The sequence below is a fragment of the Proteiniclasticum sediminis genome, from assembly GCF_018128025.1.
Classification (GTDB): Bacteria; Bacillota; Clostridia; order Clostridiales; family Clostridiaceae; genus Proteiniclasticum; species Proteiniclasticum sediminis.
In genome coordinates, this window is record NZ_JAGSCS010000004.1 from 92,706 (window position 1) to 117,497 (window position 24,792).

26 protein-coding genes are annotated in these 24,792 nt (G+C 51.6%); 8 read left to right on the top strand and 18 right to left on the bottom strand.

Features of this window, described 5'->3' with window-relative positions; genetic code table 11:
• Positions 1 to 133: 133 nt before the first annotated feature.
• Positions 134 to 1,054, top strand: a complete 921-nt coding sequence (locus KCG48_RS04740) for a Gfo/Idh/MocA family protein (RefSeq protein WP_211800167.1) — start codon at positions 134 to 136, stop codon at positions 1,052 to 1,054.
• 40 nt (positions 1,055 to 1,094) lie between these two features.
• Positions 1,095 to 1,322 carry a hypothetical protein gene (locus KCG48_RS04745; protein WP_211800168.1) on the top strand — a complete coding sequence of 76 codons (228 nt, stop codon included), beginning with the start codon at positions 1,095 to 1,097 and terminating at the stop codon, positions 1,320 to 1,322.
• A 377-nt stretch (positions 1,323 to 1,699) separates the two neighbouring features.
• Here the strand turns inward: KCG48_RS04745 and KCG48_RS04750 are convergent, their stop codons facing one another.
• The 9 genes from KCG48_RS04750 to KCG48_RS04790 all read right to left on the bottom strand — a co-directional run bounded on the left by KCG48_RS04750 (position 1,700) and on the right by KCG48_RS04790 (position 9,396).
• Positions 1,700 to 2,425 carry a DUF3226 domain-containing protein gene (locus KCG48_RS04750; RefSeq protein ID WP_211800169.1) on the bottom strand — a complete coding sequence of 242 codons (726 nt, stop codon included), beginning with the start codon at positions 2,423 to 2,425 and terminating at the stop codon, positions 1,700 to 1,702.
• Positions 2,422 to 3,543, bottom strand: a complete 1,122-nt coding sequence (locus KCG48_RS04755; RefSeq protein WP_211800170.1) for an AAA family ATPase — start codon at positions 3,541 to 3,543, stop codon at positions 2,422 to 2,424. The genes KCG48_RS04750 and KCG48_RS04755 overlap by 4 nt, the downstream gene beginning before the upstream one ends.
• A complete protein-coding gene (locus KCG48_RS04760) occupies positions 3,543 to 3,848 on the bottom strand; it encodes a helix-turn-helix domain-containing protein (RefSeq protein WP_211800171.1) in 306 nt (101 codons plus the stop codon). Before KCG48_RS04760 ends, KCG48_RS04755 begins: the two co-directional genes overlap by 1 nt.
• 184 nt (positions 3,849 to 4,032) lie before the next feature.
• Positions 4,033 to 5,418, bottom strand: coding sequence for a tryptophanase (locus KCG48_RS04765; RefSeq protein WP_211800172.1), 1,386 nt, complete (start codon positions 5,416 to 5,418; stop codon positions 4,033 to 4,035).
• 39 nt (positions 5,419 to 5,457) lie between these two features.
• Positions 5,458 to 5,835, bottom strand: a complete 378-nt coding sequence (locus tag KCG48_RS04770; RefSeq protein ID WP_211800174.1) for a RidA family protein — start codon at positions 5,833 to 5,835, stop codon at positions 5,458 to 5,460.
• Between the two features lie 376 nt (positions 5,836 to 6,211).
• Positions 6,212 to 6,733, bottom strand: coding sequence for a GNAT family N-acetyltransferase (locus KCG48_RS04775; RefSeq protein WP_211800176.1), 522 nt, complete (start codon positions 6,731 to 6,733; stop codon positions 6,212 to 6,214).
• A 177-nt stretch (positions 6,734 to 6,910) separates the two neighbouring features.
• Positions 6,911 to 7,624: a PASTA domain-containing protein gene (locus tag KCG48_RS04780; protein WP_211800178.1), complete on the bottom strand. Its 714-nt coding sequence runs from the start codon at positions 7,622 to 7,624 to the stop codon at positions 6,911 to 6,913.
• A 116-nt stretch (positions 7,625 to 7,740) separates the two neighbouring features.
• Positions 7,741 to 8,499: a serine hydrolase gene (locus KCG48_RS04785; protein WP_211800180.1), complete on the bottom strand. Its 759-nt coding sequence runs from the start codon at positions 8,497 to 8,499 to the stop codon at positions 7,741 to 7,743.
• Between the two features lie 63 nt (positions 8,500 to 8,562).
• Entirely contained in the window at positions 8,563 to 9,396 is an 834-nt protein-coding gene (locus KCG48_RS04790) for an undecaprenyl-diphosphate phosphatase (RefSeq protein WP_211800328.1), read from the bottom strand.
• Positions 9,397 to 9,570: 174 nt separating this feature from the next.
• On the opposite strand from KCG48_RS04790, the gene KCG48_RS04795 reads away from it, so the two are divergent.
• A complete protein-coding gene (locus KCG48_RS04795; RefSeq protein ID WP_211800182.1) occupies positions 9,571 to 10,104 on the top strand; it encodes a hypothetical protein in 534 nt (177 codons plus the stop codon).
• Positions 10,105 to 10,197: 93 nt separating this feature from the next.
• Here the strand turns inward: KCG48_RS04795 and pckA are convergent, their stop codons facing one another.
• The 3 genes from pckA to KCG48_RS04810 form a co-directional block, all read right to left on the bottom strand.
• Complete coding sequence (pckA, locus tag KCG48_RS04800) at positions 10,198 to 11,751, bottom strand: phosphoenolpyruvate carboxykinase (ATP) (protein WP_211800184.1); 1,554 nt, start codon at positions 11,749 to 11,751, stop codon at positions 10,198 to 10,200.
• 169 nt (positions 11,752 to 11,920) lie between these two features.
• Entirely contained in the window at positions 11,921 to 13,081 is a 1,161-nt protein-coding gene (locus KCG48_RS04805; protein ID WP_211800186.1) for an iron-containing alcohol dehydrogenase, read from the bottom strand.
• The gene (locus KCG48_RS04810; protein WP_211800187.1) at positions 13,078 to 13,683 is read right to left on the bottom strand and encodes an NUDIX hydrolase; all 606 of its coding nucleotides are present in this window, start codon (positions 13,681 to 13,683) and stop codon (positions 13,078 to 13,080) included. Before KCG48_RS04810 ends, KCG48_RS04805 begins: the two co-directional genes overlap by 4 nt.
• Before the next feature lie 199 nt (positions 13,684 to 13,882).
• On the opposite strand from KCG48_RS04810, the gene KCG48_RS04815 reads away from it, so the two are divergent.
• Entirely contained in the window at positions 13,883 to 15,193 is a 1,311-nt protein-coding gene (locus tag KCG48_RS04815; protein ID WP_211800188.1) for a D-alanyl-D-alanine carboxypeptidase family protein, read from the top strand.
• Between the two features lie 105 nt (positions 15,194 to 15,298).
• A complete protein-coding gene (locus tag KCG48_RS04820; protein ID WP_211800189.1) occupies positions 15,299 to 17,125 on the top strand; it encodes a glycoside hydrolase family 10 protein in 1,827 nt (608 codons plus the stop codon).
• A 107-nt stretch (positions 17,126 to 17,232) separates the two neighbouring features.
• Here the strand turns inward: KCG48_RS04820 and KCG48_RS04825 are convergent, their stop codons facing one another.
• A complete protein-coding gene (locus KCG48_RS04825; RefSeq protein ID WP_230977010.1) occupies positions 17,233 to 17,886 on the bottom strand; it encodes an HAD-IIIA family hydrolase in 654 nt (217 codons plus the stop codon).
• Positions 17,887 to 18,065: 179 nt separating this feature from the next.
• On the opposite strand from KCG48_RS04825, the gene KCG48_RS04830 reads away from it, so the two are divergent.
• Entirely contained in the window at positions 18,066 to 18,968 is a 903-nt protein-coding gene (locus KCG48_RS04830; protein WP_211800190.1) for a tetratricopeptide repeat protein, read from the top strand.
• Positions 18,969 to 19,054: 86 nt separating this feature from the next.
• Here KCG48_RS04830 and KCG48_RS04835 read toward each other — a convergent pair whose 3' ends face one another.
• The 4 genes from KCG48_RS04835 to KCG48_RS04850 all read right to left on the bottom strand — a co-directional run bounded on the left by KCG48_RS04835 (position 19,055) and on the right by KCG48_RS04850 (position 22,448).
• Positions 19,055 to 19,858 carry an ABC transporter substrate-binding protein gene (locus tag KCG48_RS04835; protein ID WP_211800192.1) on the bottom strand — a complete coding sequence of 268 codons (804 nt, stop codon included), beginning with the start codon at positions 19,856 to 19,858 and terminating at the stop codon, positions 19,055 to 19,057.
• A gap of 316 nt (positions 19,859 to 20,174) precedes the next feature.
• Positions 20,175 to 20,930, bottom strand: a complete 756-nt coding sequence (locus KCG48_RS04840; protein ID WP_211800193.1) for an amino acid ABC transporter ATP-binding protein — start codon at positions 20,928 to 20,930, stop codon at positions 20,175 to 20,177.
• A 9-nt stretch (positions 20,931 to 20,939) separates the two neighbouring features.
• On the bottom strand, positions 20,940 to 21,599 hold the full coding sequence (locus KCG48_RS04845; RefSeq protein ID WP_211800194.1) for an amino acid ABC transporter permease: 660 nt from the start codon (positions 21,597 to 21,599) through the stop codon (positions 20,940 to 20,942).
• 27 nt (positions 21,600 to 21,626) lie between these two features.
• Complete coding sequence (locus tag KCG48_RS04850) at positions 21,627 to 22,448, bottom strand: ABC transporter substrate-binding protein (RefSeq protein ID WP_211800196.1); 822 nt, start codon at positions 22,446 to 22,448, stop codon at positions 21,627 to 21,629.
• A 439-nt stretch (positions 22,449 to 22,887) separates the two neighbouring features.
• Between KCG48_RS04850 and KCG48_RS04855 the strand changes: the two genes are divergently transcribed.
• The gene (locus tag KCG48_RS04855) at positions 22,888 to 23,865 is read left to right on the top strand and encodes a biotin--[acetyl-CoA-carboxylase] ligase (RefSeq protein ID WP_211800198.1); all 978 of its coding nucleotides are present in this window, start codon (positions 22,888 to 22,890) and stop codon (positions 23,863 to 23,865) included.
• Between the two features lie 11 nt (positions 23,866 to 23,876).
• On the top strand, positions 23,877 to 24,452 hold the full coding sequence (locus KCG48_RS04860; protein ID WP_211800199.1) for a biotin transporter BioY: 576 nt from the start codon (positions 23,877 to 23,879) through the stop codon (positions 24,450 to 24,452).
• Positions 24,453 to 24,534: 82 nt separating this feature from the next.
• Here the strand turns inward: KCG48_RS04860 and KCG48_RS04865 are convergent, their stop codons facing one another.
• Positions 24,535 to 24,771 (bottom strand): hypothetical protein, encoded by a 237-nt coding sequence (locus tag KCG48_RS04865; RefSeq protein WP_211800201.1) that lies wholly within the window; start codon positions 24,769 to 24,771, stop codon positions 24,535 to 24,537.
• Positions 24,772 to 24,792: the final 21 nt, after the last annotated feature.

Here is a 24,792-nt window from a genome sequence, read left to right on the forward strand (position 1 = left end):
CCCGGGGAGATTCGGTTGTGCAAATGGGAGGGGAACGGTATAATGAACCTAACATCAAAAATTTCAGAATTGGACACAAAAAGTTCCCCCACTGTGGGCAGAAAGCCCCCCGGGGAAGAAGGAGCGATTGATTATGGAAGGAAAACTGAGACTGGGTCTCGTGGGTCTGGGATCCATCTGCCGAAAAGCCTACATGCCGGTTCTCGTCCGGCAAAAAGACTGGACCCTCGCCGGCTGCTACAGCCGGACCCCGGAAAAGCGGGAGGCTTTCAGCGAAGAGTTCCACATCCCTGCCTTTGACTCCCTGGAGGACCTGGCCAGTGCTGTGGATGCCGTCATCCTCAACACCAGCACCGCCAGCCACTTTGAAGTGGCCCGGTTCTTTCTGGAAAAGGGAATCCCGGTCCTCATCGACAAACCCCTGGCCAGCACGGTGGAAGAATGCGAAAAGCTGATTTTCTCCAGCGTTCACAATAAAGCTCTCCTCATGGTGAACTTTAACCGGCGCTATGCGCCCCTCTACCGTATGCTGAAGGAGAACATCACGGCCACCTCGGTGATCCGTCTGGTGAAAAACCGATCCGGCCGCAAGGGCCCGGAAACCGCAGAGTTCACCCTCAACGATGACTACATCCATCTGGTGGACACGGCCCGGTGGTTCTTCGACGGAAAGCTCATTCTGGTGGACGGCGATGTGGCGGTGAACAGCGACAACTTCCTGATCTACGCCAACCACTATTACCGAAGCCCCGAAGGCTGCCGCATTGAAACACTGCTCCACCGGGATTCGGGAAAAACCACGGAGATCATCGAAATCATCAACGAGGGCAAGACCCTCCGCGTCATCGATATGGCCACCCTGGAAATCGAAGAAAACAATGAACGAAGAACCATTACCCCTGGCTCCTGGTCCACCGTGGAGAAAACCCGGGGCTTTGAGGATGCCATCCTGCACTTTGTCAAAGCGGTCCTCGAGAGTACCGAGACCGAATCCTCGGGCAAAGAAGCCCTGGCCACCCAGCGGGTCATGGACACCATCATCCACTGCAACTAACCCAGCAGAAGACCAACATTCAACATTAAAGGAGCAAATCATGGAACAGGGACAACTGAAATTCAAAACCTTTATTTTGGAACGGGTAGGCGAAGGCCATCAGGAAGAAGCCACCGCCCTCTTGGAAGGAAATTTTGCGAAACAGCGCGAAGGTACCTTTACTCCAGCCGATGCCCTAGCCTTCGGAACAGAAATTTTTCCTCTCCTGAAACCGGAGCATCTGACAGAGGTCAAAGCCATCCTCACCCAGTTTTCTCAGGGCCGTTAATCCATAATATAGAAGAGCAGCAAAGTCTGTCCCAAAAAGGACAGTCTCTGCTGCTCTTTTATAGTCCCCATGATCATGACTTCACGCTGTGGGTCATCTTTTGGGTCTGGAAGGATGCATTGTAAAGAAAACCTGGTGTTTAAAAAGTTCTTTCACTAGGGGATGTAATCTAGGATTAATAAATTTCAATCCAGTAATCATGATGTTCGATTGAAAAGATGAGTTACTCCTACGCTTCCATGAAATCCTTCTTAAAAAGCTTCCCCCCCCCTCGCAATTGAAAACGCCAAAGGCAAATATGTGTGACACCTGTTTCCTTTATCCTGATCCTCATCTAAGTCAAAGGTGTCTGATTCCTGATTTTGTGGTTTTAACAGTCAAATCCCTTTAAGCTGCTGAAAGCATTTGGCTAGGACCATTGAATCTTCCCACTTAACTGACTTAAGCTGCTCGTCAATAAATGAAAACACCTTTTCTGGCGACTGGATTGCCCAAGTCACTCCTAGGTATGACTTTAACTTCAATCGTTGAGTCGCTAAATAACGCTTGGCCAATGGTTGTATTTTATCCACAAACTCTTTGCTCTGCGTTACAATTTCCCGGTCTTCAACCTGCTCAGAGATGGCTTCTAAAAGTAATGTTTCTAATGCTCCTTGGCTCCCCAAGGGAATTAAAAGCATGAGAACATCCACTTCAACTTTCATTTGATAGCTGTTGGTGTAATGATTCATGACCCAGGAGTTATTTTTCACCTCCGTGATTATTGGTGTAAACCAACGACGCAGATCCGTGATCATCTCTTCTTCACTCTTTTGATCCCGATCTGTGACCACCGCAATCTTTGAAAATGCATCCGAGTCTATTATGGCAGGAAGGAGCTTCTCCGAAAAAAAGCTTCTGAATTTATCTCTTCCTCCCACACCACAGATCAGTAGAAATTCATTATCTTTCTTGTACCAGTATGCTGACTCGCCTTTTGCATCATCCGCTTTGATATTTATATTCTTTAATGGTTGATGATAAGCCCACCCACAGGTTTTCTGAAGATAATAACTGAGCAGAATAGCATCTGTTTTCCCCTCACACAGGATTAACTTGTTCATAGTCGAACCTCAAACCCAAACTGATCACGATTCATAAATACACGCCGGCCTGGAAGTACCCTGGAGAGTGTCTTTGCATTTGCGTTCTCTTTTTTGAAGGTAATCACATTAATCGCATCCTGGTTACTTTGATGTTCATAGTCTTGGGTAGCCAAGAAACCATCTATGGCTTCGATACTATGGGTGGTCAGAAAGACTTGCACCTCAAACTCCAGGGATGCTTTGATCATGAATCGAAAAATATCATCATAATACTTGGCATGAATCGCCGTTTCAACTTCATCGATTAACAAGACCCCCCCACTGGCGCGTACAATTGCATCCGCGATGGCGATCACCTTCTTAATTCCGTCTCCGTAAGTGGATATCGGCATGTTCCCGAGAACCTCATGCTGAAGATATTCGACTGGTGCCAAACCTTGATCATTCTCTAAAATCAGAAGATCAGTGATCTGAGGATCAAAAAGCTGTAAAGCACGAATGCATATTCTCTTATAGGCATCATTCTTGATGATCCGGCTAAAAATGGATCCCCGCAGATGGTCAGTTGGAGAAAGATAGACCATATTGATATCGCTATTCTTCTTGATTTCTCTTCCGAACGTAGACGAATATTGGTCAAACTCAATTTTCATTTGATCTCGAAAATGGTTCATTCCATACCTTAACTCGCCGTAAAATGCACTCATCTCATGAATTCCACTGTTAAGGTCTGCCAGCAGCCTATTGCGGTTGGAATTATTGACACGACTCATCATGGTTTGGGGATCGAGCATGATCATTTTTGTCTCACCCACCAGTTGGGTGAAGATCTCCTTCCCATGGTAGTTCGCTTTAACCGAAATCTCTAAACTCTCACCGTTTCGAGGAAAGAGGTTGAGAAAGCTCTCATAGGCTGAAACACTTCTGCTGAAGGAAAGGGACTCCCGTAATCGTGCTACTCTTAAAATGTTGGTGAAACTGCTCATATTCTGCAAGAGGAGCATCGCTTCTAAGACTGTTGTCTTCCCGCTGTTATTATCTCCGGCGAAAATGTTGACATGATTAAACTGATCAATGAGTAACTGGTTGATCCCTCGAAAATGTGATATTTCCATGCTTTGAAGATGAATGGCCATCAATATCCCCCCTCTCGATCTTCAAATGTAATGATGACTCGCTTGCCTAGACCGTCGGCTATTCGCTTTAAAACGGATAAGCTTGGTGTATAACTGCCATTTTCAATTCTGCTGAGATTTGCCTGAGAAACCCCAGAGATCTGCGCCAACTCTTTTTGTGTCATTCCTACTTGGTTTCGCGTTCTTGAGATAAGGTCCGACACTTCATTGGTAAGATTATATTCTTGAGGGAGGAAAACTTCATTGGGTTTTTCGAGCACCACTTCTTTTAGTGCTTGATCTAAAAATGATTGAAAGTCACTCATGATCTTACCTCACATTCACTGATTTCTTACCTCTAGATTATGCTTAATCCGGCATAAAATCAACAAAAATATGCTTAATTTAACATATTTCGTGAGTTTTATTTTCTAAGTACGTCATCCTTTCATTTTCCCTGAAAATCAACGGAGCAGCTCTAAATTTTGAACTGCTCCGTTTGCATTATCTTTATTCGGTAATGGGCTCCAGTTTCGCGGTGAAATGGCGAAGAATCGGGGGCTCCCAAGTGATGCGGTAACCTTTTAAGGACTCTCTGCGGTTCCAGATTTCCTTCAGGGCTTCTACAATGACATCCAGATGGGACTGGGTATAGACCCTTCGCGGAATTGCTAATCGGGTGAACTCAAACTCCGATTCCAGCTGCTCCCCAGTATCCGGGTCATTGCCCATCATGTAGGAACCAATGTCACAGCCTCGGATTCCCGCTTCGATGTAGAGCTCCACGGCTAAAGCCTGGGCAGGAAACTCATGATAGGGAATGTGGGGCAGGAACTTCTTGGCATCCAGGAACACCGCATGGCCACCCACAGGGGTCTGATGGGGAATCCCCGCTTCCAAAAGCTTCTCGCTGAGATATTCCAGCTGACCTACCCGATACTTCAGGTAATCCTCGTCCACACCCTCCTGAAGGCCGATGGCCAGGGCTTCCAGATCCCGGCCGGCTAAGCCGCCGTAGGACAGGAATCCTTCAAAGGGAATGGTATTGGCTTTGACTTTCTCAAAGAAGGCTTCATCCTTCTTCACTCCGATGAGTCCCCCGATGTTCACGATGGCATCCTTCTTGGAACTCATGGTGAAGAGATCGCCATAGCTGAAGAGTTCCCTGGCAATTTCCTTTATGCTCTTCTTCTGGTAGCCATCTTCCCGCTCCTTGATGAAGTGGCAATTCTCGGCAAACCGAGCGGCATCGATGAGAAGCGGAATCTCATATTCCTTGGCCACCACAGCTGTTTCACGAAGATTCTCCATAGAGACGGGCTGCCCTCCGGCACTGTTGTTGGTCACCGTCATGATGATGACGCCTACATTTTCCGGTCCGTACTGCACGATGAGTTCCCGAAGCTTTCGCACATCCATGTTTCCCTTAAAGGGATCGTAGGCTGTGGTATCCCGGGCCACCTCCACCACGCAATCCACAGCTCTGGCCCCGGCAATTTCCACATGGGCACGGGTCGTGTCAAAATGCATGTTGGAGATGGAGACCTTTCCTTTTCCCAGAAGGATCGGCATCACCACTTTCTCCGCGGCTCTTCCCTGATGCACCGGCTGGATGTAGGCATACCCAAAGATGTCTTTGGCGCTTTCCAGGAGCTTGAAGTAGCTGGACGAACCCGAATAGGACTCATCCCCCAGCATGATCCCGGACCACTGATGGCTACTCATGGCGCCGGTGCCGCTGTCGGTCAAGAGATCAATGTAGCAGTCTTCGGCCGCCAGGCCAAAGACATTATAATGGGCTTCCTGAATTTTTCGGATCCTTTCTTCCCGAGTCAGGATCTTGATGGGTTCCACCATTTTGATTTTGAACGGCTCTGCAAAATACTTTCCGGTCATTTGTTAAAATCCCCCTATTCGTCCGTTTACCCAACGACACTAGACCGCAGCAATAACCTCAATTTCCACCAATGCGTCTTTCGGCAGCCTGGCCACCTGGAAAGCGCTTCTCGCTGGATAATCCTCCATGAAAAATTCCTTGTACACTTCATTCATCTTGGCAAAATTCGCCATATCGCTGAGAAATACCGTGGTCTTCAGAACCTTTTCCATACCGGATCCCGCCTCTTCCAAGACGGCCTGAACATTGCGGAGCACCTGCCGGGTCTGTAGGGTAATATCATGCCCCACCATATCTCCAGTTTCCGGATCCAGCGGAAGCTGGCCTGAGGTGAAGATCAGATGTCCCGCCAAGACTCCCTGGGAATAGGGTCCAATGGCTGCAGGTGCTTTTCGGGTGGCTATGTTTTTTTTCATCTTATACCTCCTGTAAACATTTTCACTCACCCTTATTATAGTACATGGGGAAGGGCCTCGCCAAGGCTGTCTGGGATGAAAATCGCATAAGACATCTGGACTGCTAACCTTTCAATATCCCAAAGCCAATGGATGAAAACAATTCCTGTCATTTCATGTTATTTTTCTTCGATTTTTTACACAAAAACGCATGAAGTTTCTTCAAAACATGACACTACACAGCATGAACATTGAAGAAACTGAAAAAAACCAGCGAGGGATGCTGCATAGCCTTTCCTCGCTGGTTTTTGGTGACCTCATATCATGAAAGTCACCCAATCTTTACTTTCTTATCAACATCCCCCTAGAAAGAATTTCCTGGGGACAAGTTCCCATCTTAATCAATGCTCCGTCCATAAAGGATGGTGGAATAGAACATGCCGTTTAAACAGATATCCCGGGCCAGTACGCCCTCTTCATAGAACCCCAGGAACTTGTAGACTTCTTTCGTCACTTCCAGATCTTCCCGAACCCGGAGATTGATCTTTCGGATGACACCCTTGCTCTTACAGGCCAGAATCATACGGCCGATGAGCTCCTTGCCCAAGGTGGCCATGAGGTCATCGGAGCGAAGACTGACGGTGAGGTTCCCCACATGGCGGAACTTCTCGGATTTACGCTGGGTAAGGACGACGATGCCCGAAAGCACCCCTTCCACGGTTCCCAGGAGAATATTTCCCTTCTCGATGCGTTCCATGATTTCCCCATAGGTTTCGCCCACGGGAAACAGCTCATCCCAATCATGAACCCCGTAAAAATTCCGGGTGTGCTCACAGGTCTCGGCGATGAAACGCTTCATTTCTTCAAAGTCTGCTTCGGTTGGACGTCTGACAATGATATTGGACTTCAGTTCAGCCATTGACATAGTATACCCCACAACTCATATATTCAGCATTAATAACTTTACATCTGGATATCATTATACGGTTTTGTCATTAAATTGTAAACTATTACGATGTTGAAAAACCAAGGAAAACACCAATTTCATCCCGAAAAATGAGGATCCCCCAAGGAGATCCTCATGATTAGCCTTAAATTATGGGGTTTCCGACGCTTCTCCCGGTTCCTGGGAGGTTTCCGGGGCTTGGGGCTCCTCGCCCAGACTTACCCGGATCACCACACGGGTTCCCTTGGGCGCTTCGGCGCCCACCTTCCAGTTCTGGGACCAGACGATGCCCTTCTCTGCCCGGTTGCTCTCGTTTTTGTAAGCCCGTTCCACGCCCACTTCCAGATCCAGGGCCAAAAGCTTCGTTTTAGCCTCCTGCTCCGTGAGACCAATGAGATTGGGAATCAGAACCTTTTCTTCACTGACAGGTTCCTCCACGGTCTCCCGGGGGCCCTTGCTCACGCTGTAACTCACCGTGGCACCGACTTTAAGCTCCACATCCTTGGCGGGAATCTGCCAGAACACATAATCGGTTTTTGCCGTATCATGGTACTCATAGTGGGGGTCTGCCACCAGTCCTAAATCTTCCAGGATCTCCAGCGCATCATCCTGCAGAAGTCCGTACAGGGAGGGAACCTTGATCTTCTCGGGTTCCGACGGCGATTCCACTGGAGTTTCCGAAGCGGTCTCCACAGGGGTTTCCCCCAAAGTTTCCGCCGGCTCCAAGGGTTCCGGCTTCAGGACCACCGGCGTGATCTCCTTGGCCAGCATGGACTTCAGCTCCTGCTGATAGGTAAACATTCCAAATATAAAGACCGCAGTCGTCACGGTGAAGATGACAATGGCCATACCTTTGTAGCGCATACGATTCTCCTTAACGCAAGTTTCAATATTGTTTATATGATTATAACATATTCCAGGAGATGTTTACGTAAAAAAAAGAAAATCCTAAAAATCTTAGGATTTTCTTCGATAGCAATTTACTTCCAGTTATAGGTGATGCCGTCCCAGATCATCTTTCCGGACTTGGCCAGACTCACAATGCCATAGACACTGTTGGGAATCTCAGCGCTCATGATGGTGAAGATGAAATCGCCCTTTTGGATCTCGATGAGGGTGGTGTCATTTTCCACACCGGGCATATCGCCGGCCTTGCTGGCGATTTTTCCCTTGAGGCTCTCATCCAGATAGAAGGCGGTCTTTTTCTTCTTGTTGTCGCCCTTCAGAAGATCGATGACAAAGCGGGAATGTTCTTCGGACAGATAGCTGGCGTTCTTCAAGAGCTTCCAGCACAGGGACAGATCATAGCTTGTGGTGAGGTTGATGGCCGAACCGGGCATATCGTTCATGGAGGTGTCCAGAAGACCCATTTCCTCAAACTTGACCTTGAGTTCATCAAAGCCCACCAGGCTCACCAGCTTCTGGGTCGCCATATTGTCGCTTTCCACCAGCATGACGATGAGGAGTTCCTTGATCGTGTACTCCCGGGGATTCAGTTCCTTCAGAATTCCGGAACCTTCCACCCGATCCTTCTTTTCCAGAAGGATGTTTGTCTCCAGGGAGAGCTTGCCTTCTTCGGCTTCCTTCAGCACGGTCATGGCCACCGGCAGCTTCATGCATCCGGCTGAGGTCATTTTCACGTGCTCATTATATCCGTATACAAATCCTGATTTCATATCCTCGAAGTAGAAGCTGTACTTTCCCAGCCGTTCCTCGAGATAGCGTCTGACTTCCTTCATTACCCATCACTCCATATGCTTACTGAATATAAGTTTAACACAAGAAACGAGGGATGAAAACATTTAAACGGTAATAGTTTTTGTCAGGATGAGGATGGTGAAAACGATGGACAGGGCGATGCGGTAATAGGCAAAGACTTTCATGGGTTTCTTCTGGATGTAGCTGACAAAGCCCTTGACGCAGATCAGCGCCACCAGAAATGCCACGAGGAAGCCCAGGGCAAAGGAGACGATTTCCGTGGAACCCAGGGTCTGGAAGCCCACATCCCCCTGGAACTTCACCACCTTCACCAGAGAAGCACCCACCATGACGGGAATGGCCAGGAAGAAGGAATACTCCGAAGCCACCTTGGAGTCCAGGCCCGTGATCCAGCCGCCCATGATGGTGGAGGAAGAACGGGACATGCCGGGCCACATGGCGAGGCATTGGAAGAATCCGATTTTCAGGGCCTGAAGCTTCGTAATGTTCTCCACTTCGTGGACCTTAGCGGATTTTCGATAGCGGCCTTCCACATAGAGCAGAAGCACAGCACCCACAAAGAGTCCGATGATGACGGGAACAGGCTTAAAGAGATACTGATCAATGGTGTCCTCCAGAAGGAAGCCCAAGATGGCGGCGGGGATGACGCCCACAATGAGGGCAATGACGAAGTTCACGCCTTTTTTCTCCCCCTTGAAGAAGGAAACCACCAGTCCCCAGAGCTTGCTCCAGTACAGGACCACAATGGCCAGGATGGCCCCCAGCTGAATAACCACATTGAACATTTTCGTGAATTCCGTTTCCGGGAATCCGATGACGCCCCCCGCCAGGATCATATGACCCGTGGACGACACGGGAAGAAATTCGGTAATTCCTTCCACGATGGCGATGATGATCGCTTTTAGGATAAACAGGATTTCCACAATAACTAACCTCCATAATTGCACAAATTTACTCTCTCTCCCATTCTACACAAGTTCGGCGTGAAAAACCTGAAAAAGTTCCTTAATTCTCCCTGAAGTTCCCGAGCTGAAGAAAACATTTTCCTCGTCCTTCCCCCAGAAATCATGTAGAATAGAGGAGAATTCAACATGCGAGGTATCCAAATGAACGATTTTCTTACCATGTCCATCGTCTTCTCCCTCTTCAGTTTAGGGCTGGGCATCAACGGCGTTATCATGACCCGCAAAGTCCTTTCCCGAAACACCGAGATCCACTACATTGAAAAATCCCGGAAGCTCCATTTCCTGGGCATTCTGGCTGTCCTCTCCACCCTTTTCCTCTACTTCATTTTTGATGTCCCCGAGGATCAGACCACTTTCCTCGGAATGCTGGCCATCATGGTCTCCTACACCTTCTTCGCCTATTTCTACCGCAATATGGTCGCCTTTTACAGCAAGGAAGGCGTCTTCTTCAACACCAAGGAGATTCCCTACAAGAAGATCGATTCCTACAGTGTAACCGGGGAAGACAAGGCCTACCCCAAGATCACCCTGCGTTACCGCACAGAATCCAACAAGAAAAAAGGCGAGGTCCAGGAACAGGGCACTATGAAAGTGGAAAAAGCTCTCCTCACGGGCTTCACCGACCGGCTCCGCAAGGAGCGCGTCCGAAAACGCACCTAGCCTAAGCGAAAATCCACGGTCAACGGACAAAACCGGCTTCTCTCCTCGAAAGGAAAGAAGCCGGTTTTTCTTGCTGTCTAATCTACGGATTTTCTAGAAAGGACCTGCCCCCACGATGCTTTGTGCTACATTCGGGAAGCGGCTGAAGTTGGCCTTGAACCGCTCAGCCAGCTCCTTGGCCGTCTCCTGGTAGCTCTTAGGATCCTTCCAGCTCTTCTCCGGATGGAGAAGCTCCGAGGGAACCCCTGACACCGCCGTGGGAATGGCGAGATTGAAGATATCATCCTTCACATAGTCCACCTCAGAAAGGGCACCGCTTAAGGCCGCATCCACCATGAGACGGGTGTACTTCAAGGGAGTGCGCTGGCCCACACCATAGGCACCGCCGCTCCAGCCCGTGTTGATGAGGTAAACTTCCGTCTCCTCCCGCTCAATGAGCTCGCCCAGAAGATGGGCGTACTCCTCAATGCAGCGGGGCATGAAGGGTTCTCCAAAGAGGGCGGAGAAGGTGGTCTCCGGCTGCACGATGCCGCGCTCCGTGCCGGCCAGCTTCGAGGTATACCCGGACATGAAGTGGTACATGGCCCCTTCTCGAGTCAGCTTGGAAATGGGGGGAATGACGCCAAAGGCATCGGCCGTGAGGAAGAGAATCGTGGAAGGATGTCCCCCCCGCTTTTCCTCGGCCCGCTCCGCGATAAACTCCAGCGGATAGGTGCAGCGGGTGTTTTCCGTGAGACTGCCGTCGCAGTAGTCCGGATGGCCATTGTCATCCACCACCACATTTTCCAGCACCGCGCCAAACCGGATGGCGTCATAGATCTCCCGTTCCTTCTCCGGATCCAGGTTGATGCACTTGGCATAACAGCCCCCTTCGAAGTTGAAGACACCCGAGGAGGACCAGCCATGCTCGTCATCGCCGATGAGGAGCCGCTTGGGATCCGCTGACAAGGTGGTTTTCCCCGTGCCGGAGAGGCCGAAGAAGAGGGCCACGCTGCCGTCTTTTCCCATGTTGGCGGAGCAGTGCATGGGCAAAATGCCCTCGGCTGGCAGAAGATAGTTCATGAGGGAGAACACCGCTTTCTTGATTTCTCCGCTGTACTTGGTTCCGCCGATGAGCACCAGACGCTCCGTGAAGTTCAGCACGATGAAGGCTTCGGAATGGATCCCGTCTGCGGGTCCCTCTGCCTTGAGATTAGGCAGGGCCACCACGGTGAAATCCGCCTCCAGGCCCTCCCGCTCCTCATCCTTCAGGAAGATCTGCTTGGAGAACACCGCCTGGGCCGCATCCTCGCAAAGGACATTGATCCGCAGAGAATGCTTTGGATCTGCCCCCGCCCGAGCTTTAATGAGATAGAGCGGCTTCTCCTTAACATAGGCCCGGGCTTTTCCCAGAAGACCCGCAAAGACCTGGGGCTCCATGGGCAAGTTCGTTTTGCCAAAGGCCACCGTGTCCTTGGTCAGCTCATCCTTCACGATGTAGCGGTCCTTGGGGGACCGTCCCGTGTACTGCCCCGTCTCAATGTTCAGCGCTCCATCCTTCGTGAGGGTCCCCTCACCCCGGCGCACAGCCTCATTGATGAGTCGGCCCACGCTGTAGCCCATGAGCAGCTGATTTTCCTCGATACCCAAAAGTTTCAATGTTGACATGTTTACCCCCCTATTTTATCCCGGCTTTTTGCGTCGGGATCCTTTACAACCATGATAACTGTTCTCGGCGAGGATGCGCCGTCTTTCCACTGTTTAAACAGCTAAAACACACCCTTCTTTCAGATTTCCCCAAAAACCCAGAAAGTTACACAAAAACAGCCCTTTCTTCTTACAGTGCCAGGGTGAGGATTTCCCGCACATCCTGGGCGTTCAGCTTCATCAGGGTTCCCAAGGGACCCCGCAGCACGGCATTTTCCGCCATGTCGTCCAAATGCTCCTGGCCGATGCCCCGCTCCGACAGCGCCACAGGAGCGCCAATCTCCTGGAGAAACGCCTTATAGGCCCCAATGGCTTTCAGAGCTTTTTCTTCCGTGGTGCCGTCCACAATGCCGAAGACCTTCTCGCCGAACCGGGCAAACTTCTCGGGATCCACATGGTGCACGTAGGTCATCCAGGCGGGGAAGACAATGGCCAGTCCTTCGCCGTGGGCAATGTCATAGTAGGCGGAAACAGAATGCTCGATGCCGTGGGAAGCCCAGTCTCCCGCTCTGCCCAAGCCATTGATCCCGTTAAGGGCCAAGGTGGCCGCCCAGGCTAAGTTTGCCCGAGCTTCATAGTTCGAGGGCTCCGACAGGAGCGTCTTCACGGAGGTCATGGTGGTGCGGATGATCCCTTCGGAGAGTTCATCCTGCATGAGCGTTCCCTTCGTTCCGCCAAAGTACGCTTCAAACACATGACTCAGGGTATCCACGGCGCCATTCACCGTCTGGTTCACCGGCAAAGAACTCTGGACGGAAGGATCGATGATGGAGAGACGAGGATAGGTAAAGGGTGAGCCCCAGCCCCACTTCTTCTTCTCCTCCTCATTGGTGATGACTCCGCCGCTGTTCATCTCGGAACCCGTGGCGGAGATAGTGAGGATGCCATAGATGGGCAGGGCTTTCTTCGGGAAAACCTTCCGCTCGTAGAAATCCCACGGATCGCCGTCATAGTAGAAGCTGGCAGCGGAGATCTTTGCCGTATCCAGGACAGATCCTCCCCCCACGGCCACGATGGCTTCCACCTGCTCTGCCTTCATGAGGGCCACCACTTCCCTAACCTTGGAAAGGACGGGATTGGGTTTCACGCCGCCGGCTTCCACCACGGTGAGCCCCGCTTCCTGCAGGGATTTTACTACGGTGTCATAGACGCCGTTCTTGAAAATCGAGCCTTTTCCGTAGAGCAGAAGGACCTTCTTCTCCCCGTACTCCTTAATATACTGGCCGATCTTTGGAATGGTGTCCTGACCAAAGACCAGGCGGGTGGGATTGTGAAAATCAAAATTTCTCATGGATTCTCCTCCTTCAATAGGTCGATGAAACTCTTGATGATCTGGGCGGTGAACCCCCAAATCACATAGTGTTGATACCGATAGAAATACTGCTTGTTGGTGGCTTTGCGGAAGGGATAATTCTTCCCCCCCTCAATAAGGTGATAGGGAAAATCCTCCCGCATCTGAGAGGCCAGGTCCACCTCATAGGTCAAGGGGACGTGGTGGGCAAAAAAGGACAGGGGCACCCAAATGAGGTGATCCACTTCGTCGGGGCTGGGATGAAACGTGGTGACCGCTGTCCGGGCCACGAAGGGATACATGGTCTGCCCGTAAGGGCTGATAAAATAATCCATGGGTCCGATGACCTCCATCTCCTCCTCCTTCAGGTTCAGTTCCTCCACGGTTTCCCGGATGGCTGCCTCCCGGGGCGTTTCCCCCGGATCCAGAGACCCGCCAGGTAAACTGATGTCCCCGGGCTGGCTGTTCAGGGTCAGGGCCCGCTTTTCCAGAATGAGCCCTTCCTCCCCGTCCTTCTCGACCACCAGGAGCATCACGGCATATTCATTTCGTTTTCCGATGATTCCGGGGGGTCTGTCCCGGAAAATGTCGATGCTTTTCATCCCGAATCCCTGCCTTCAGTTCATATTCAGTTCAATTATAACAGATATTCCCTCGATTTTTAGATGAAAAGCCCTGGCCTTTTAGGTTATAATGTTAACAGAAATGAAAAATATATCCTGATCTGGTTGGCCTGCTTTTCCAAAAGTCGTGCCCCGAGGAAGGAAAACCCAATCGCCCCCGGGCTGTTAAGGAGGAAAAATGGGAAAGACATTCAAAAAGCTTTCGGTGCTCCTGCTCATCATGATATTCCTTTTTCCGAATATCGTGGTCAAGGCAGCGATGCCCCAAATTAATGGTGCTTCTGCCGTCACGTTTGATCTGGAAACCGGCGAGCTCATTTTCACCAAGAACATCGACGACAAGAAATATCCGGCATCCATCACGAAGCTTTTAACGGCGCTGGTGTTTTCCGATGCCTATGCCAACAAGAAAACCGAATACCTGAAATATCCGGCGGAAGGGAAACTCATGGTCCCCTATGCCATCTACTACAACCTGAAGAATATCCCCGTGGGGGAAGAAATTTCCGCCGATGACATCATGCATGCGCTGCTTTTGGGCTCTGCCAATGATGCCGCCGTGGTCATCGCCCTCAATGTCTCCAAGACCATGGACGAGTTCATGGCGCTCATGAATGCCAAAGCCAAGGAACTGGGCATGGTGAACTCCCACTTCGTCAATCCCACCGGGCTCCATGACCCGGATCACTACACCACCGCCTACGATCTCACCTTCCTGGTGAAGGCGGCCTATGCCGATCCCTGGATCCGGGAAGTTTCCAAGAAAACCGACTATGTCATGAAGAGCAAGAACCAGACCCTGGGCAACATCATCAGCAAAAACGTCCTCACGGGACTGGAAGGAAATGTCCTGGGGAAAACCGGATTCACCGGCGAAGCCGGACGCTGCTTTGCTTCCGTTTTTGAACGGGATGGCCGGGCCATCGGCTCTGTCATTCTGGACTCGGAAAATGATGCCGGCAATGTTCGCGTCTTCAACGACACCCTGCTCCTGGTGGATGACTCTTACCTGGAAGAACGGGTGGTGAAGGTGGCCAAATCCGAAGAGATCGGCACCATCATCCTTCCCTACAAACCCTACCGCTTCTTCGGACCCACCAAGGAAATGGAAGTGCCCGTCATCGCCGGCAACACCATCTCTTACTACAGCAACGATGTGAATCTCTCGGAAACCAAGCTGGACATCGCCTATGACTATCCCGATGTCCGTACCATCAAGGTGGGTACCGTGGTGGGCACCGCTCAGCTGAAAGAGCGAAATCTCACCAAGAGCGTTCAGCTCCTGTCCACCATCGATGTGCCGGGGAAGATCCTTAAAACCCATCTCTTCAGCTACATCGTCCTCACCTTAGCCGCTTTCCTCATTCTTCTGGTCCTCGTCCTCACCTTCATCGGCAAACGCCGCCGCAAGCTCGCCCGTAAGCGCAGGCTGGAAGCTGGACGCCGATCCCGAAAGTACGTGGATGACCACCACCGCAGAAAATACTGATCACTTAGGGGCTGAAGGAATTCAGCCCCTTTTCAACCTTTTGTAACCCCCTGCCGGAAAATCTCTGGCATAATGGAGCGAATGAAGGAAAAAGGAGGTCTCGCCATGTTTCATCCCCATCCGCCATCGTTGGAGGAATCGAGTTCCCCCCATCCCCTCTTGGAGGCCCATGGCCAAAAGCGGCGGAGAAAGAGCCGATTTACCCGCCTGGCCCTTTTTCTTTATCTGGCCTTGGTCCTGCCCCTGGGATGCATGGCGCTGCCCCAGGCCCCTGGTACTCCGGTGGAAACCCCTGTAGAATCTCCGGGAGAAACCCCCGTGGAAACTCCCCAGGAACCCGAGGACCCCGTGACGCTTTTCCCCGTGGTGAAGGACCCCGCCTCCCCGAAATACCAGTTTCGGGCAGCCTGGCTCCCCTCGGTGCGAAACCTGGACTTTCCGGCAAAACCCGGCATGACGGCAGCAGAGCTGAAGGAGGCCTTCCGGAAGATCCTCGATGTCTATGAGCTCTATCACCTCAATGCCGTGATTCTCCAGGTCCGCCCCTCCGGCGATGCCTTGTATCCTTCGGAACTGAATCCTCCGTCTGTGTACGTCACGGGAAATCCCGAGGGCACGCTGCCCTTTGATCTTCTGGAATTTGCCGTGACCGAAACCCACAAGCGGGGCATGGAGTTCCATGCCTGGTTCAACCCCTTCCGGGTGACGGTGGAAAAGAATAGCGCCTCCACGGAGGAAATTCTCCAGGGACTCAGTTCCCGAAACTACGCGCGGCTTCACCCGGAAACAGTGCTGCGCTTTGACGATCGCCTCTTCCTGAATCCCGGACTCCCCGAAGTGCAGAAATTTGTCCAGGACAGCATCCTGGAAGTGGTGACCAAATACGACATCGACGCCGTCCATCTGGACGATTATTTCTATCCCTACCGAAGCTCTCGCCAGAATGAAACTGGCCAGACGGTTCCCTACCTCTTTGGAGACGACGGCGAGGATGCCGAAACCTTCGCCGCATACGGGGAAGGGTTCACCGACATTCGGCAGTGGCGCCGGGAGAACACCTACCGCTTCATCAAGAACCTTTCTGCAGGCATCAAAGAGCAAAAGCCCTACGTAAAGCTGGGCATCAGCCCCTTCGGCATCTGGGGCCATGCAGAAGAAACCCAAGGCTTAGGCTCCAATACCCCGGTGACCAGCTCCGAAACCTATGCCCACACCGTCTTCATCGATACCCGCCGCTGGGTAAAGGAAGAGCTCATTGACTACATCCTCCCTCAGATCTACTGGAACTTCGGGGAAACCGCTGCCCCCTATGACACTTTAGCCTCCTGGTGGGCCCAGGTGGTGGAAGGCACCCGGGTGAACCTCTACATTGGCCATGCCCTCTACAAGGTCTATGACAATGTGAAAAGCCCCCTCTGGAAAGGGGACGAGATCATGGTCCAGCAGCTGGACTACAATAAAAGCCTTCCCGCCATCAAGGGCAGTGCCTTCTTCAGCTTCCGCCACCTGACGCCCCAGCATGAGGAATTTAAAAAGAATGCCGCGGGAAAAGCGTCCCTGGTGAAAAATACCGAAGCCCTGAAAGATGCCTTCACCCTGCCCGCGCTGATTCCCGTTTCGGCGAAAGTCACCCCCACGGAAGTGCCCCCACCGGACCATGTCCGCTGGGAAAACGGCACCCTGAGCTTCCAAAACGGCTATACGGAGTTTGACGAGCTGAAAAAGCCCAAGTACTTCCTCGTCTACCAGTTCCCCAAGGAGGATGTGGATCCGGAAAACCCCGCCTACATCTACCGAAAGCTGGCTGCCGATCCCCAGACCCTCACCTACACGGTGAATCAGCTGGATTCTGCAAAGTACCGCTATGGAGTTTCCGCCGTGAACCGCCTCCATGAGGAAAGCCCTGTGGCCCTTCTTCCCGAGGCCCCCTAAAGGAACAACGAAAGTAAAACTGGACAACAAAACGGTCAGGCATCCCCTTTTCCTTGGGGATCCCTGACCGTTTCGTGTCGCTTTGCTGTTCTTTTTGGTGAAGGACGTTAAGCCAGAGTTCCTGCGCCCTCCACGATGGCCAGAAGTTCCCGCAGATCGTCCACCACATAGGTGGGCTTTGCCGCCAGGAGTTTCTCCATCTTGATCTTGGAATAGGAGACGGCCACCGATGCTGCCCCAGCCCGGTTCCCGCAGAGGATGTCATAGGCGGAATCCCCCACCATGAGGGTCTCCTTGGGTGAAATGCCGCCCATGAGCTCGCAGGCCTTCAGCAGCGGTGCTGGATTGGGCTTGTGCTCCGTGGTGAGCTCCGGGGTGACGATGACATCGAAGTAAGGAAGCAGATGAAGCCGCTCCAGACTTCGCCTAGCCATGCGTTCCCGCTTGGAGGTAACGATCCCGAGTTTAATCCCCTTTTCCTTCAGGCTTTCCAGGGCTTCCTTCACCCCGTCAAACTCCCGGATCATGATGTCATGCTGCCCTTCATTGAAATCCCGGTAGTAGGAAAGAAACTCCTCGCTTTCCGCCCCGTACCGCTTCAGGCTGACCACCAAAGGTTCCCCAAAGAGGCCATAGATCTCCTCATCGGGCACGGGAAGACCCATCTTCTCGTGAAAAAGACGCCGGAAGGACTCGTAGATCAGGCCGTTGGTGTCGGCCACGGTTCCATCCAGATCAAAAAATACTGCTTTAATCATCATTTCTCCTTTCTCCCCGGGCAAACCCGCAAAATCCTCCAAAGAGAATTTCGCCGCCAGGGCTTGAAACCTAAAAACATCTTCCGCTATTTCCGTCCAATGGTCAAGATTTATTCAAATCTTTAAGGTTTCATGGTATCATTTTTTTAGAGAAAAATATACGTGATAAAGGAAGACATCGAATGAACGCTTTACCTCTCCTCGACCTCGGTATGATCATCCTCATTTTTGCCCTGATCTCCACGGGCCAGGGAACCTTGGCCAACGTGCTCATTGTGTCCTATTTGGGCCTCACCATCTATAAAAGCATCCCCATCATGGAGGCCAACCGCGGAAGCCGGGCCTTCAACGCCGGAGACAACGAAAAGGCGCTGATGCACTTTAAGAAAGCCTCGGAGCACCGCTTCACCAAGCCCTACATCCGGGCCAACTACGGCTATCTCCTCATGCGGGCGGGAAAACTGGAGGAGGCGGAAGCCATCCTCACGGAACTCACCCAGGTGAAGACCCGGGATGACCGGTTCAAGTATAAAAACCACATCAACCTGGCCATCCTTCAATGGAAAAAAGGCGACACCGGCGCTGCCATCGCCAAGATGGAGGAGATCCAGGATGCCTACAAGAACTCCCTCATGTATGAGATTCTGGGCTACCTCTACCTCATCAACGGGGACAATGAAAAAGCCCTGGAGTTCAACCATGATGCCCACCAGTTCAACCCCGAGGACAATGTCATCTCCGCCAATCTGGCCCAGTCCTACTATGCCCTGGGGAAAAAGGAAAAAGCCATGGATCTCTATGAAGAGATCATTGAAACGGTGAACTTCCCCGAAGCCCACTACTACTTCGGAAAGCTGAAGTGGGAAGCCGGCGACTACATCACCGCCCGGGAGGCCTTTGAGAAGACCCTCATCATGCCCAGCCCCTACCTGTCATCCCTGACGGAAGAGGACTACCAGGCCAACTATGAAGCCTTCAGGGCTGCCATGGAAGCCGAGAACGTGGACTGGAATGCCCTGCTTCCAGAAGACGAGGAGGAAACTCCCCAGATCCTGAACAAGGCCAAAGAGTACAAAAATGACTGATTCTCATCGGTCATTCACGGTAAACGCAAGAGATCCTGGAACCGTACCCCCAGGGGGTACGGTTCCAGGATCTTGTTTTTTTGTGCTTACTCGTCCACACCAAAGAGCTCTTCATTGATGTTGGAGGTGTAGTCGGCACCCAGCCACTGAATGGACAGAGCCTTCAGGGTTCCGTCGGCTCTCAGTTCATCCAGCGCGGTGTTGAGCTTGTCCCGAAGGTCAGCCTCATCCTTGCGGATGGTGATGGCGATGGGTTCGTTGGTGAGCATGACATCGGTGAGCTGGAAGGACTGGGGGTCCTTATTCACATAGTCGATGGCCACGGCATAGTCGGCGACGATGACATCCACATAACCGGCCTTCATGGCGGTGAAGGTCTGGATAACTTCGTCATAGCGGGCGATTTCAAACTCTACGGTTTCCAGATACTTGGTGGCGGCGATATCTGCTGTGGTTTCCAGCTGCACGCCCACCTTCATGCCCTTCAGATCTTCCGGCTTCGCCAGCGGGGTCTCCCCAGCGCGGGTGACGATGACCTGACCGTTGGTCATGTGGGGTTTGGTGAATATATAGGTTTCCAGCCGCTTCGGCGTGATGCTCGTGGCGGACATGATGACGTCATAGTTTTTGGCGTTGAGGCCATTGAAGATTCCTGACCAGGCGGTGGAGATGAATTCCACTTCCATGCCAAGTTTTTCCCCTAGGGCTTTCCCCAGGTCCACTTCAAAACCTACCATCTCGTTACTGTCGTTACGGAATTGGAAAGGGGGATAGGTATCATCGGTTCCAATCTTTAAAATATTGTCGTCCGTCTCTTTTTGTGCACATCCGGCAAGAAAAGTCATTCCTGCGACTAATGCGGCAGTCAAAATGGTCAGCGTTTTTTTCATTGGTGGTATCAGCTCCTTTTTCAAGTCCGGTTTTTCCCGGTTACCTGATTGATTATAACACAGGATTTCAAAATGTATAGTATAATTATCGAAATTTATGCATATTTTTTTCGGGGGTTTCTCAAATTTCAAGGTGTTAAAACGTAACCGGTTTCACCCCTAGACCGTTATGGGGCATCGCTTGTCCTTCCCTTTCCCAGGGACAATAAATCATAATGCTTTGTTGCATAAATCCCCAGGATTATGCACAATTTGATGCATAATCCCGGGGATGAAAAACCGGAAGGGCTGATCTGAGCCACCTCCGGTTTTGGTTCTACTTTAAAATCTTGTTCAGGAAGGATTTGGTTCGTTCCGCCTGGGGCGCCGTGAAGATGACTTCCGGATCTCCCTCTTCCACGATCTGGCCCTCATCCATGAAGATGACCCGGGTGCCCACTTCTCGGGCAAAGCCCATTTCATGGGTAACCACCACCATGGTCATGCCTTCATCGGCCAGCTTCTTCATGACTTCCAGGACTTCGCCCACCAGCTCCGGATCCAAGGCGGAGGTGGGTTCATCAAAGAGCATGATGCTGGGATTCATGGCCAGAGCTCGGGCAATGGCCACTCTCTGCTGCTGTCCGCCGGAAAGCTTCGTAGGATACTCATCCTTCTTGTCCTGGAGGCCAACCCGCTTTAAAAGGTCCAAAGCCCGGTCCTTGATCTCCTCGGGCTTTTCCCCCTTCACCAGCTGGGGAGCAATGGTGAGGTTCTCCAGCACCGTGAGGTGGGGGAAGAGGTTAAAGCGCTGAAACACCATGCCCAGATTGGTTCTGAGCTTAATGGCTTCCCGCTCGTGAAGGTTCAGCTGATCCTTGCCCTTCTTCACAAAGCTTACCAGGTTGTTGTCGATGTAGATTTTTCCGTCGGTGATGGTCTCCAGCTGATTCATGCAGCGGAGCATGGTGCTCTTGCCCGATCCCGAGGGACCGATGACACAGACCACTTCCCCTTCCTGGACTTCCAGGTTGATGCCCTTGAGGACTTCCAGATCTCCAAAGGATTTGTAGATATTCTCGAGTTTTATCATGGCGTCCTCCTATTCGTACACTGAGTATTTCTTTTCGAGCCGGTCAAAGACCACCTGAATAAGCGAGGTCAGAATCAGGTAGATGACGGCGGCATAGATAAAGTAATGCCATTTCCCCGATGCATTATTCATGGAGGTGACGGTGCGCAGCAGGTCAAACATGGAGATGGACGCCACCAAAGAGGTATCCTTGATCAGCGTGATGAGCTCATTGCCCACGGGGGGAATGAGACGCCGGTAACTCTGGGGGATAATAATTTTGAACATGGCCTGGTAATAACTCATGCCCAGGGCCTTGGCCGCTTCCATCTGTCCCTTGTCGATGCTCTGGATGGCTCCGCGGATGATCTCCGACAGATAAGCCGCCGAGTTCAGCGTAAAGGCCAGGAACGGCGCCGTGAGGCCGGGAAGCCTCAGGGTGATGTTAAACACATCCTGGGTAAAGATGGGCAGAGCATAATAGAACACGAACAGCTGCATCAGCATCGGCGTTCCGCGGAACACCCAGACATAGAACCAGGATACCCCGTGCAAAACGGGATTCCGGGAAATCTTGAACAGGGCAATGACGATGCCCAGAAGGATTCCTCCGATAATGGAGACGGAGGCAATGGTCAAGGTGGTTTTTGTCCCTTCCAGTATGGCAAAAAGTTGTTCTTGTGTGATCACAGGCTTATCTCCCTCCTAACGTGCAGTTTATTCGACGACTTGAATTTCTTCGTTGATATCTGAGGTGTAGTCCGCGCCCAGCCATTTCTCGGACAGGGCTTTCAGGGTGCCTTCCTGACGAAGTTCATCCAGGGCGGCATTGATCTTGGTCTGAAGCTCCACATCATCCTTGCCCAGGGCAATGGCGATGGGTTCATTGGTCAGCATGACCTCGGAGAACTGGTAAGCCTCGGGGTCCTTCTGGACATACTCGATGGCCACGGCGTAATCCACAGCGATGGCATCCACATACCCCGCCTTCATGGCGGTGAAGGTCTGAAGGATTTCATCGTACTTGGTCAGTTCAAACCCGATCTGGGTGGCGAATTTCTCCGCAGCGGTATCGGCGGTGGTGCCCAGCTGAACGCCCACCTTCATGCCGGCCAGTTCTTCGTGCTTGGTAATGTTGGGGGTACCTTTGCGGGTCAGGATCACCTGACCATTGGACAGGTAGGGCTTACTGAAGAGCATGGTCTCCAGACGGCCGGGGGTCATGCTTACGGCAGCCACCACCACATCGTAGTTTCCGGCATTGAGGCCGTTGAAGATGCCATCGAAGGCGGTGGAGACAAACTCCACATCCATATCGAGCTTCTCGCCGATGGCTTTGATGAGATCGATGTCGAAACCGACGGTCTCATTGGCGTCATTCTTATATTCAAAGGGGGGATAGGTATCATCGGTTCCCACTTTCAGGACCGTTTTTCCCGTCTCTCCGGTTTCCGGCGTCCCTTTATCCACACATCCGCTGAAAATTCCCACAGACAGCAGCACAGAGAGGAGGATGGCCATTGATTTTATCTTTTTCATTTCATTTTCCTTTCGCGTTGAAGTTCCTTGGCGGCCAAGCCGCCGGCCATTTACAGGCACGATAGATTATAGCACAGCAGTTTCAATAAATATACATCCCCATGAATTTTAATCCAATCTCAATAATTTGGACAAAATTCCTCCATATTCTCAATGTCAAACCGTTTTCAAGATTAAACTTGTCACAATCTCCCGAATCCGGTCCCAATTCCATGATTTCAACTCCAGGTTTTTATCTTGAATATGCAATGTTTTATGCATAATAACCATAAACCTCCCCCATTCCCCAAAAAAACCTCCCTGGCTTGGGTCTCCCCAGCCCATCCCCTGCCCACTGTTTATTCAGTGTTTTTGAGTCACCCAATTTTCGAAACTCGGTTGACTCACGGTTTTCCTTTGGGTATACTGAGACCATTGAATTCAATCCCTGGAGGTACTCATGAGCAGCCGCAAAATCCTGAAAATCCTTGAAGAACATAAAGGAGAGATCCTCTCCGGCATCCATCTGGCCCAGGAACTGGGCCTGTCCCGCAACGCCATTTGGAAGGGCATTAACACCCTAAAGGAGGAAGGTTATCTCATCGAATCCGTGAAGAACAAAGGCTATCGCCTTCTGCCGGAAAGCGATTCCTTATCCGAAAGCGAAATCCGCCTGAAGCTTCAGCCCCAGGCGCCACACTACCAGTTCATCCTACTGGACGAGGTCCCTTCCACCAACTCCTACCTGAAAGAAAACCGGGAGAGCCATCTGGAAAACAACACCGTGGTGCTGGCCAAAGTCCAGACCCAGGGCCGGGGACGGCTGGGGAAAACCTTCCATTCCGAGGACAAAGGCGGCATTTACCTTTCCCTCTATAAGAATGAAAACCTAACGGATTACGACATTGGTCTCCTCACCATCGCCACTGCCCTGGCCGTATCCGATACTCTGGATGAGACAGCCCAGGTGAACACCGGCATCAAGTGGGTCAATGATCTCTATCTCCAGGGAAAGAAGATCGCCGGCATTCTCACCGAGGGTACTCTGGAAATGGAAACGGGCAGTCTCAGCAGCTTCATCATCGGCATCGGCATCAACGTCAATGTGGATGCTTTTCCCGAAGAGCTCACGGACATCGCTTCTTCCCTTTCCCTTCTCACGAAAAAAACCTATAGCCGAAATGAGATCATCGCAGCCCTCTTGAGCACTTTAGAGTCCTATCTCCTCCTGACGAAAACCGACCCGAAAGGACTTCTGGCCCGGTATCGGGAAAAGCTGCTCTTTGTGGGCGAGACCATCGAGGTCTTCCGAGGGAAGGACACCTTCCAGGGCACCCTCCAAACCGTCAATGATGAAGGGCACCTGGTGGTGGACTGTCAGGGACAGCGTAAAACCTTCAACTCCGGCGAAATCAGTATACGAAAAGCAAAGAATTAAAGGAGAACATCATGCAGACACAGAAGAAAAGATTGCTCACCACGAAAGAAATGGCCATTATTCCGATTTTTTCCGCCCTCACCGCCATCGGGGCCTTCATTAAAATCCCCATCGGACCCGTCCCGGTTTCCCTGCAAACCGTCTTTGTCATCCTTTCCGGACTCCTCCTGGGCCGCAAAGCCATTTTTGCCCAGCTCATCTATGTCCTCCTGGGCCTCATGGGGCTTCCCGTCTTCACCGGCGGTGGCGGCCTGGGGTATATCCTGACTCCTACTTTCGGCTACCTGGTGGGCTTCATCCTTGCCGCAGGACTCATCGGCTATCTTCGGGAAAAGCTCACCGCCCCCACCTTCCTGCAGCTCCTCACCCTGAGCCTCCTGGGGGTTCTGACGATCTACACCTTGGGTGCAGGTTACCTCTATGTGCTGAAGAACTTCCTGGTGGGAACCTCCCCCATGAGCCTGAAAAACGCCATCCGCTATGGCGCACTGGTCTTCCTTCCTGCAGACACCCTCTGGAGCATTTTCGCGGCCGGCCTCTCCCGGCGTCTGCTCCATCACCCCCAGTACAAGAGTCTCCTGGGCTGAACCTAACCTTAATCGAAAAAACACCCCATAACAAAAGGGGAAGGGACACACCGTGTCCCTTCCCCTTTTGTTATTTCTTTCTTTACGCTTCTTTGGCTTTGGCCATGACCTGGACCACTTCCACCAAATGGTGATTGACGGAAACCAGAACAACATATTCCTGGTTCCCCACTTGGACCAGCAACATGAACCGTCCCTTCCCCATCTCCGGACACTCTTCCCGGAGTGCGCCGTCCAGATCATACCGGGCAAGCCCCAGCTTTTCCATGGCCGCCTTGGCCTCCTGGGAATAAATAATAAATAGTTTTACTCTCAACATATCGCATTCTTTCATCACGCA

What these genes read in the sequence shown, in the direction of transcription:
- KCG48_RS04740 (WP_211800167.1), top strand. Translation starts at nt 134, where the DNA reads ATGGAAGGAAAACTGAGACTGGGTCTCGTGGGTCTGGGATCCATCTGC.
- KCG48_RS04745 (WP_211800168.1), top strand. Translation starts at nt 1,095, where the DNA reads ATGGAACAGGGACAACTGAAATTCAAAACCTTTATTTTGGAACGGGTA.
- KCG48_RS04750 (WP_211800169.1), bottom strand. Translation starts at nt 2,425, where the DNA reads ATGAACAAGTTAATCCTGTGTGAGGGGAAAACAGATGCTATTCTGCTC.
- KCG48_RS04755 (WP_211800170.1), bottom strand. Translation starts at nt 3,543, where the DNA reads ATGGCCATTCATCTTCAAAGCATGGAAATATCACATTTTCGAGGGATC.
- KCG48_RS04760 (WP_211800171.1), bottom strand. Translation starts at nt 3,848, where the DNA reads ATGAGTGACTTTCAATCATTTTTAGATCAAGCACTAAAAGAAGTGGTG.
- KCG48_RS04765 (WP_211800172.1), bottom strand. Translation starts at nt 5,418, where the DNA reads ATGACCGGAAAGTATTTTGCAGAGCCGTTCAAAATCAAAATGGTGGAA.
- KCG48_RS04770 (WP_211800174.1), bottom strand. Translation starts at nt 5,835, where the DNA reads ATGAAAAAAAACATAGCCACCCGAAAAGCACCTGCAGCCATTGGACCC.
- KCG48_RS04775 (WP_211800176.1), bottom strand. Translation starts at nt 6,733, where the DNA reads ATGGCTGAACTGAAGTCCAATATCATTGTCAGACGTCCAACCGAAGCA.
- KCG48_RS04780 (WP_211800178.1), bottom strand. Translation starts at nt 7,624, where the DNA reads ATGCGCTACAAAGGTATGGCCATTGTCATCTTCACCGTGACGACTGCG.
- KCG48_RS04785 (WP_211800180.1), bottom strand. Translation starts at nt 8,499, where the DNA reads ATGAAGGAAGTCAGACGCTATCTCGAGGAACGGCTGGGAAAGTACAGC.
- KCG48_RS04795 (WP_211800182.1), top strand. Translation starts at nt 9,571, where the DNA reads ATGCGAGGTATCCAAATGAACGATTTTCTTACCATGTCCATCGTCTTC.
- pckA (WP_211800184.1), bottom strand. Translation starts at nt 11,751, where the DNA reads ATGTCAACATTGAAACTTTTGGGTATCGAGGAAAATCAGCTGCTCATG.
- KCG48_RS04805 (WP_211800186.1), bottom strand. Translation starts at nt 13,081, where the DNA reads ATGAGAAATTTTGATTTTCACAATCCCACCCGCCTGGTCTTTGGTCAG.
- KCG48_RS04810 (WP_211800187.1), bottom strand. Translation starts at nt 13,683, where the DNA reads ATGAAAAGCATCGACATTTTCCGGGACAGACCCCCCGGAATCATCGGA.
- KCG48_RS04815 (WP_211800188.1), top strand. Translation starts at nt 13,883, where the DNA reads ATGGGAAAGACATTCAAAAAGCTTTCGGTGCTCCTGCTCATCATGATA.
- KCG48_RS04820 (WP_211800189.1), top strand. Translation starts at nt 15,299, where the DNA reads ATGTTTCATCCCCATCCGCCATCGTTGGAGGAATCGAGTTCCCCCCAT.
- KCG48_RS04825 (WP_230977010.1), bottom strand. Translation starts at nt 17,886, where the DNA reads ATGATGATTAAAGCAGTATTTTTTGATCTGGATGGAACCGTGGCCGAC.
- KCG48_RS04830 (WP_211800190.1), top strand. Translation starts at nt 18,066, where the DNA reads ATGAACGCTTTACCTCTCCTCGACCTCGGTATGATCATCCTCATTTTT.
- KCG48_RS04835 (WP_211800192.1), bottom strand. Translation starts at nt 19,858, where the DNA reads ATGAAAAAAACGCTGACCATTTTGACTGCCGCATTAGTCGCAGGAATG.
- KCG48_RS04840 (WP_211800193.1), bottom strand. Translation starts at nt 20,930, where the DNA reads ATGATAAAACTCGAGAATATCTACAAATCCTTTGGAGATCTGGAAGTC.
- KCG48_RS04850 (WP_211800196.1), bottom strand. Translation starts at nt 22,448, where the DNA reads ATGAAAAAGATAAAATCAATGGCCATCCTCCTCTCTGTGCTGCTGTCT.
- KCG48_RS04855 (WP_211800198.1), top strand. Translation starts at nt 22,888, where the DNA reads ATGAGCAGCCGCAAAATCCTGAAAATCCTTGAAGAACATAAAGGAGAG.
- KCG48_RS04860 (WP_211800199.1), top strand. Translation starts at nt 23,877, where the DNA reads ATGCAGACACAGAAGAAAAGATTGCTCACCACGAAAGAAATGGCCATT.
- KCG48_RS04865 (WP_211800201.1), bottom strand. Translation starts at nt 24,771, where the DNA reads ATGTTGAGAGTAAAACTATTTATTATTTATTCCCAGGAGGCCAAGGCG.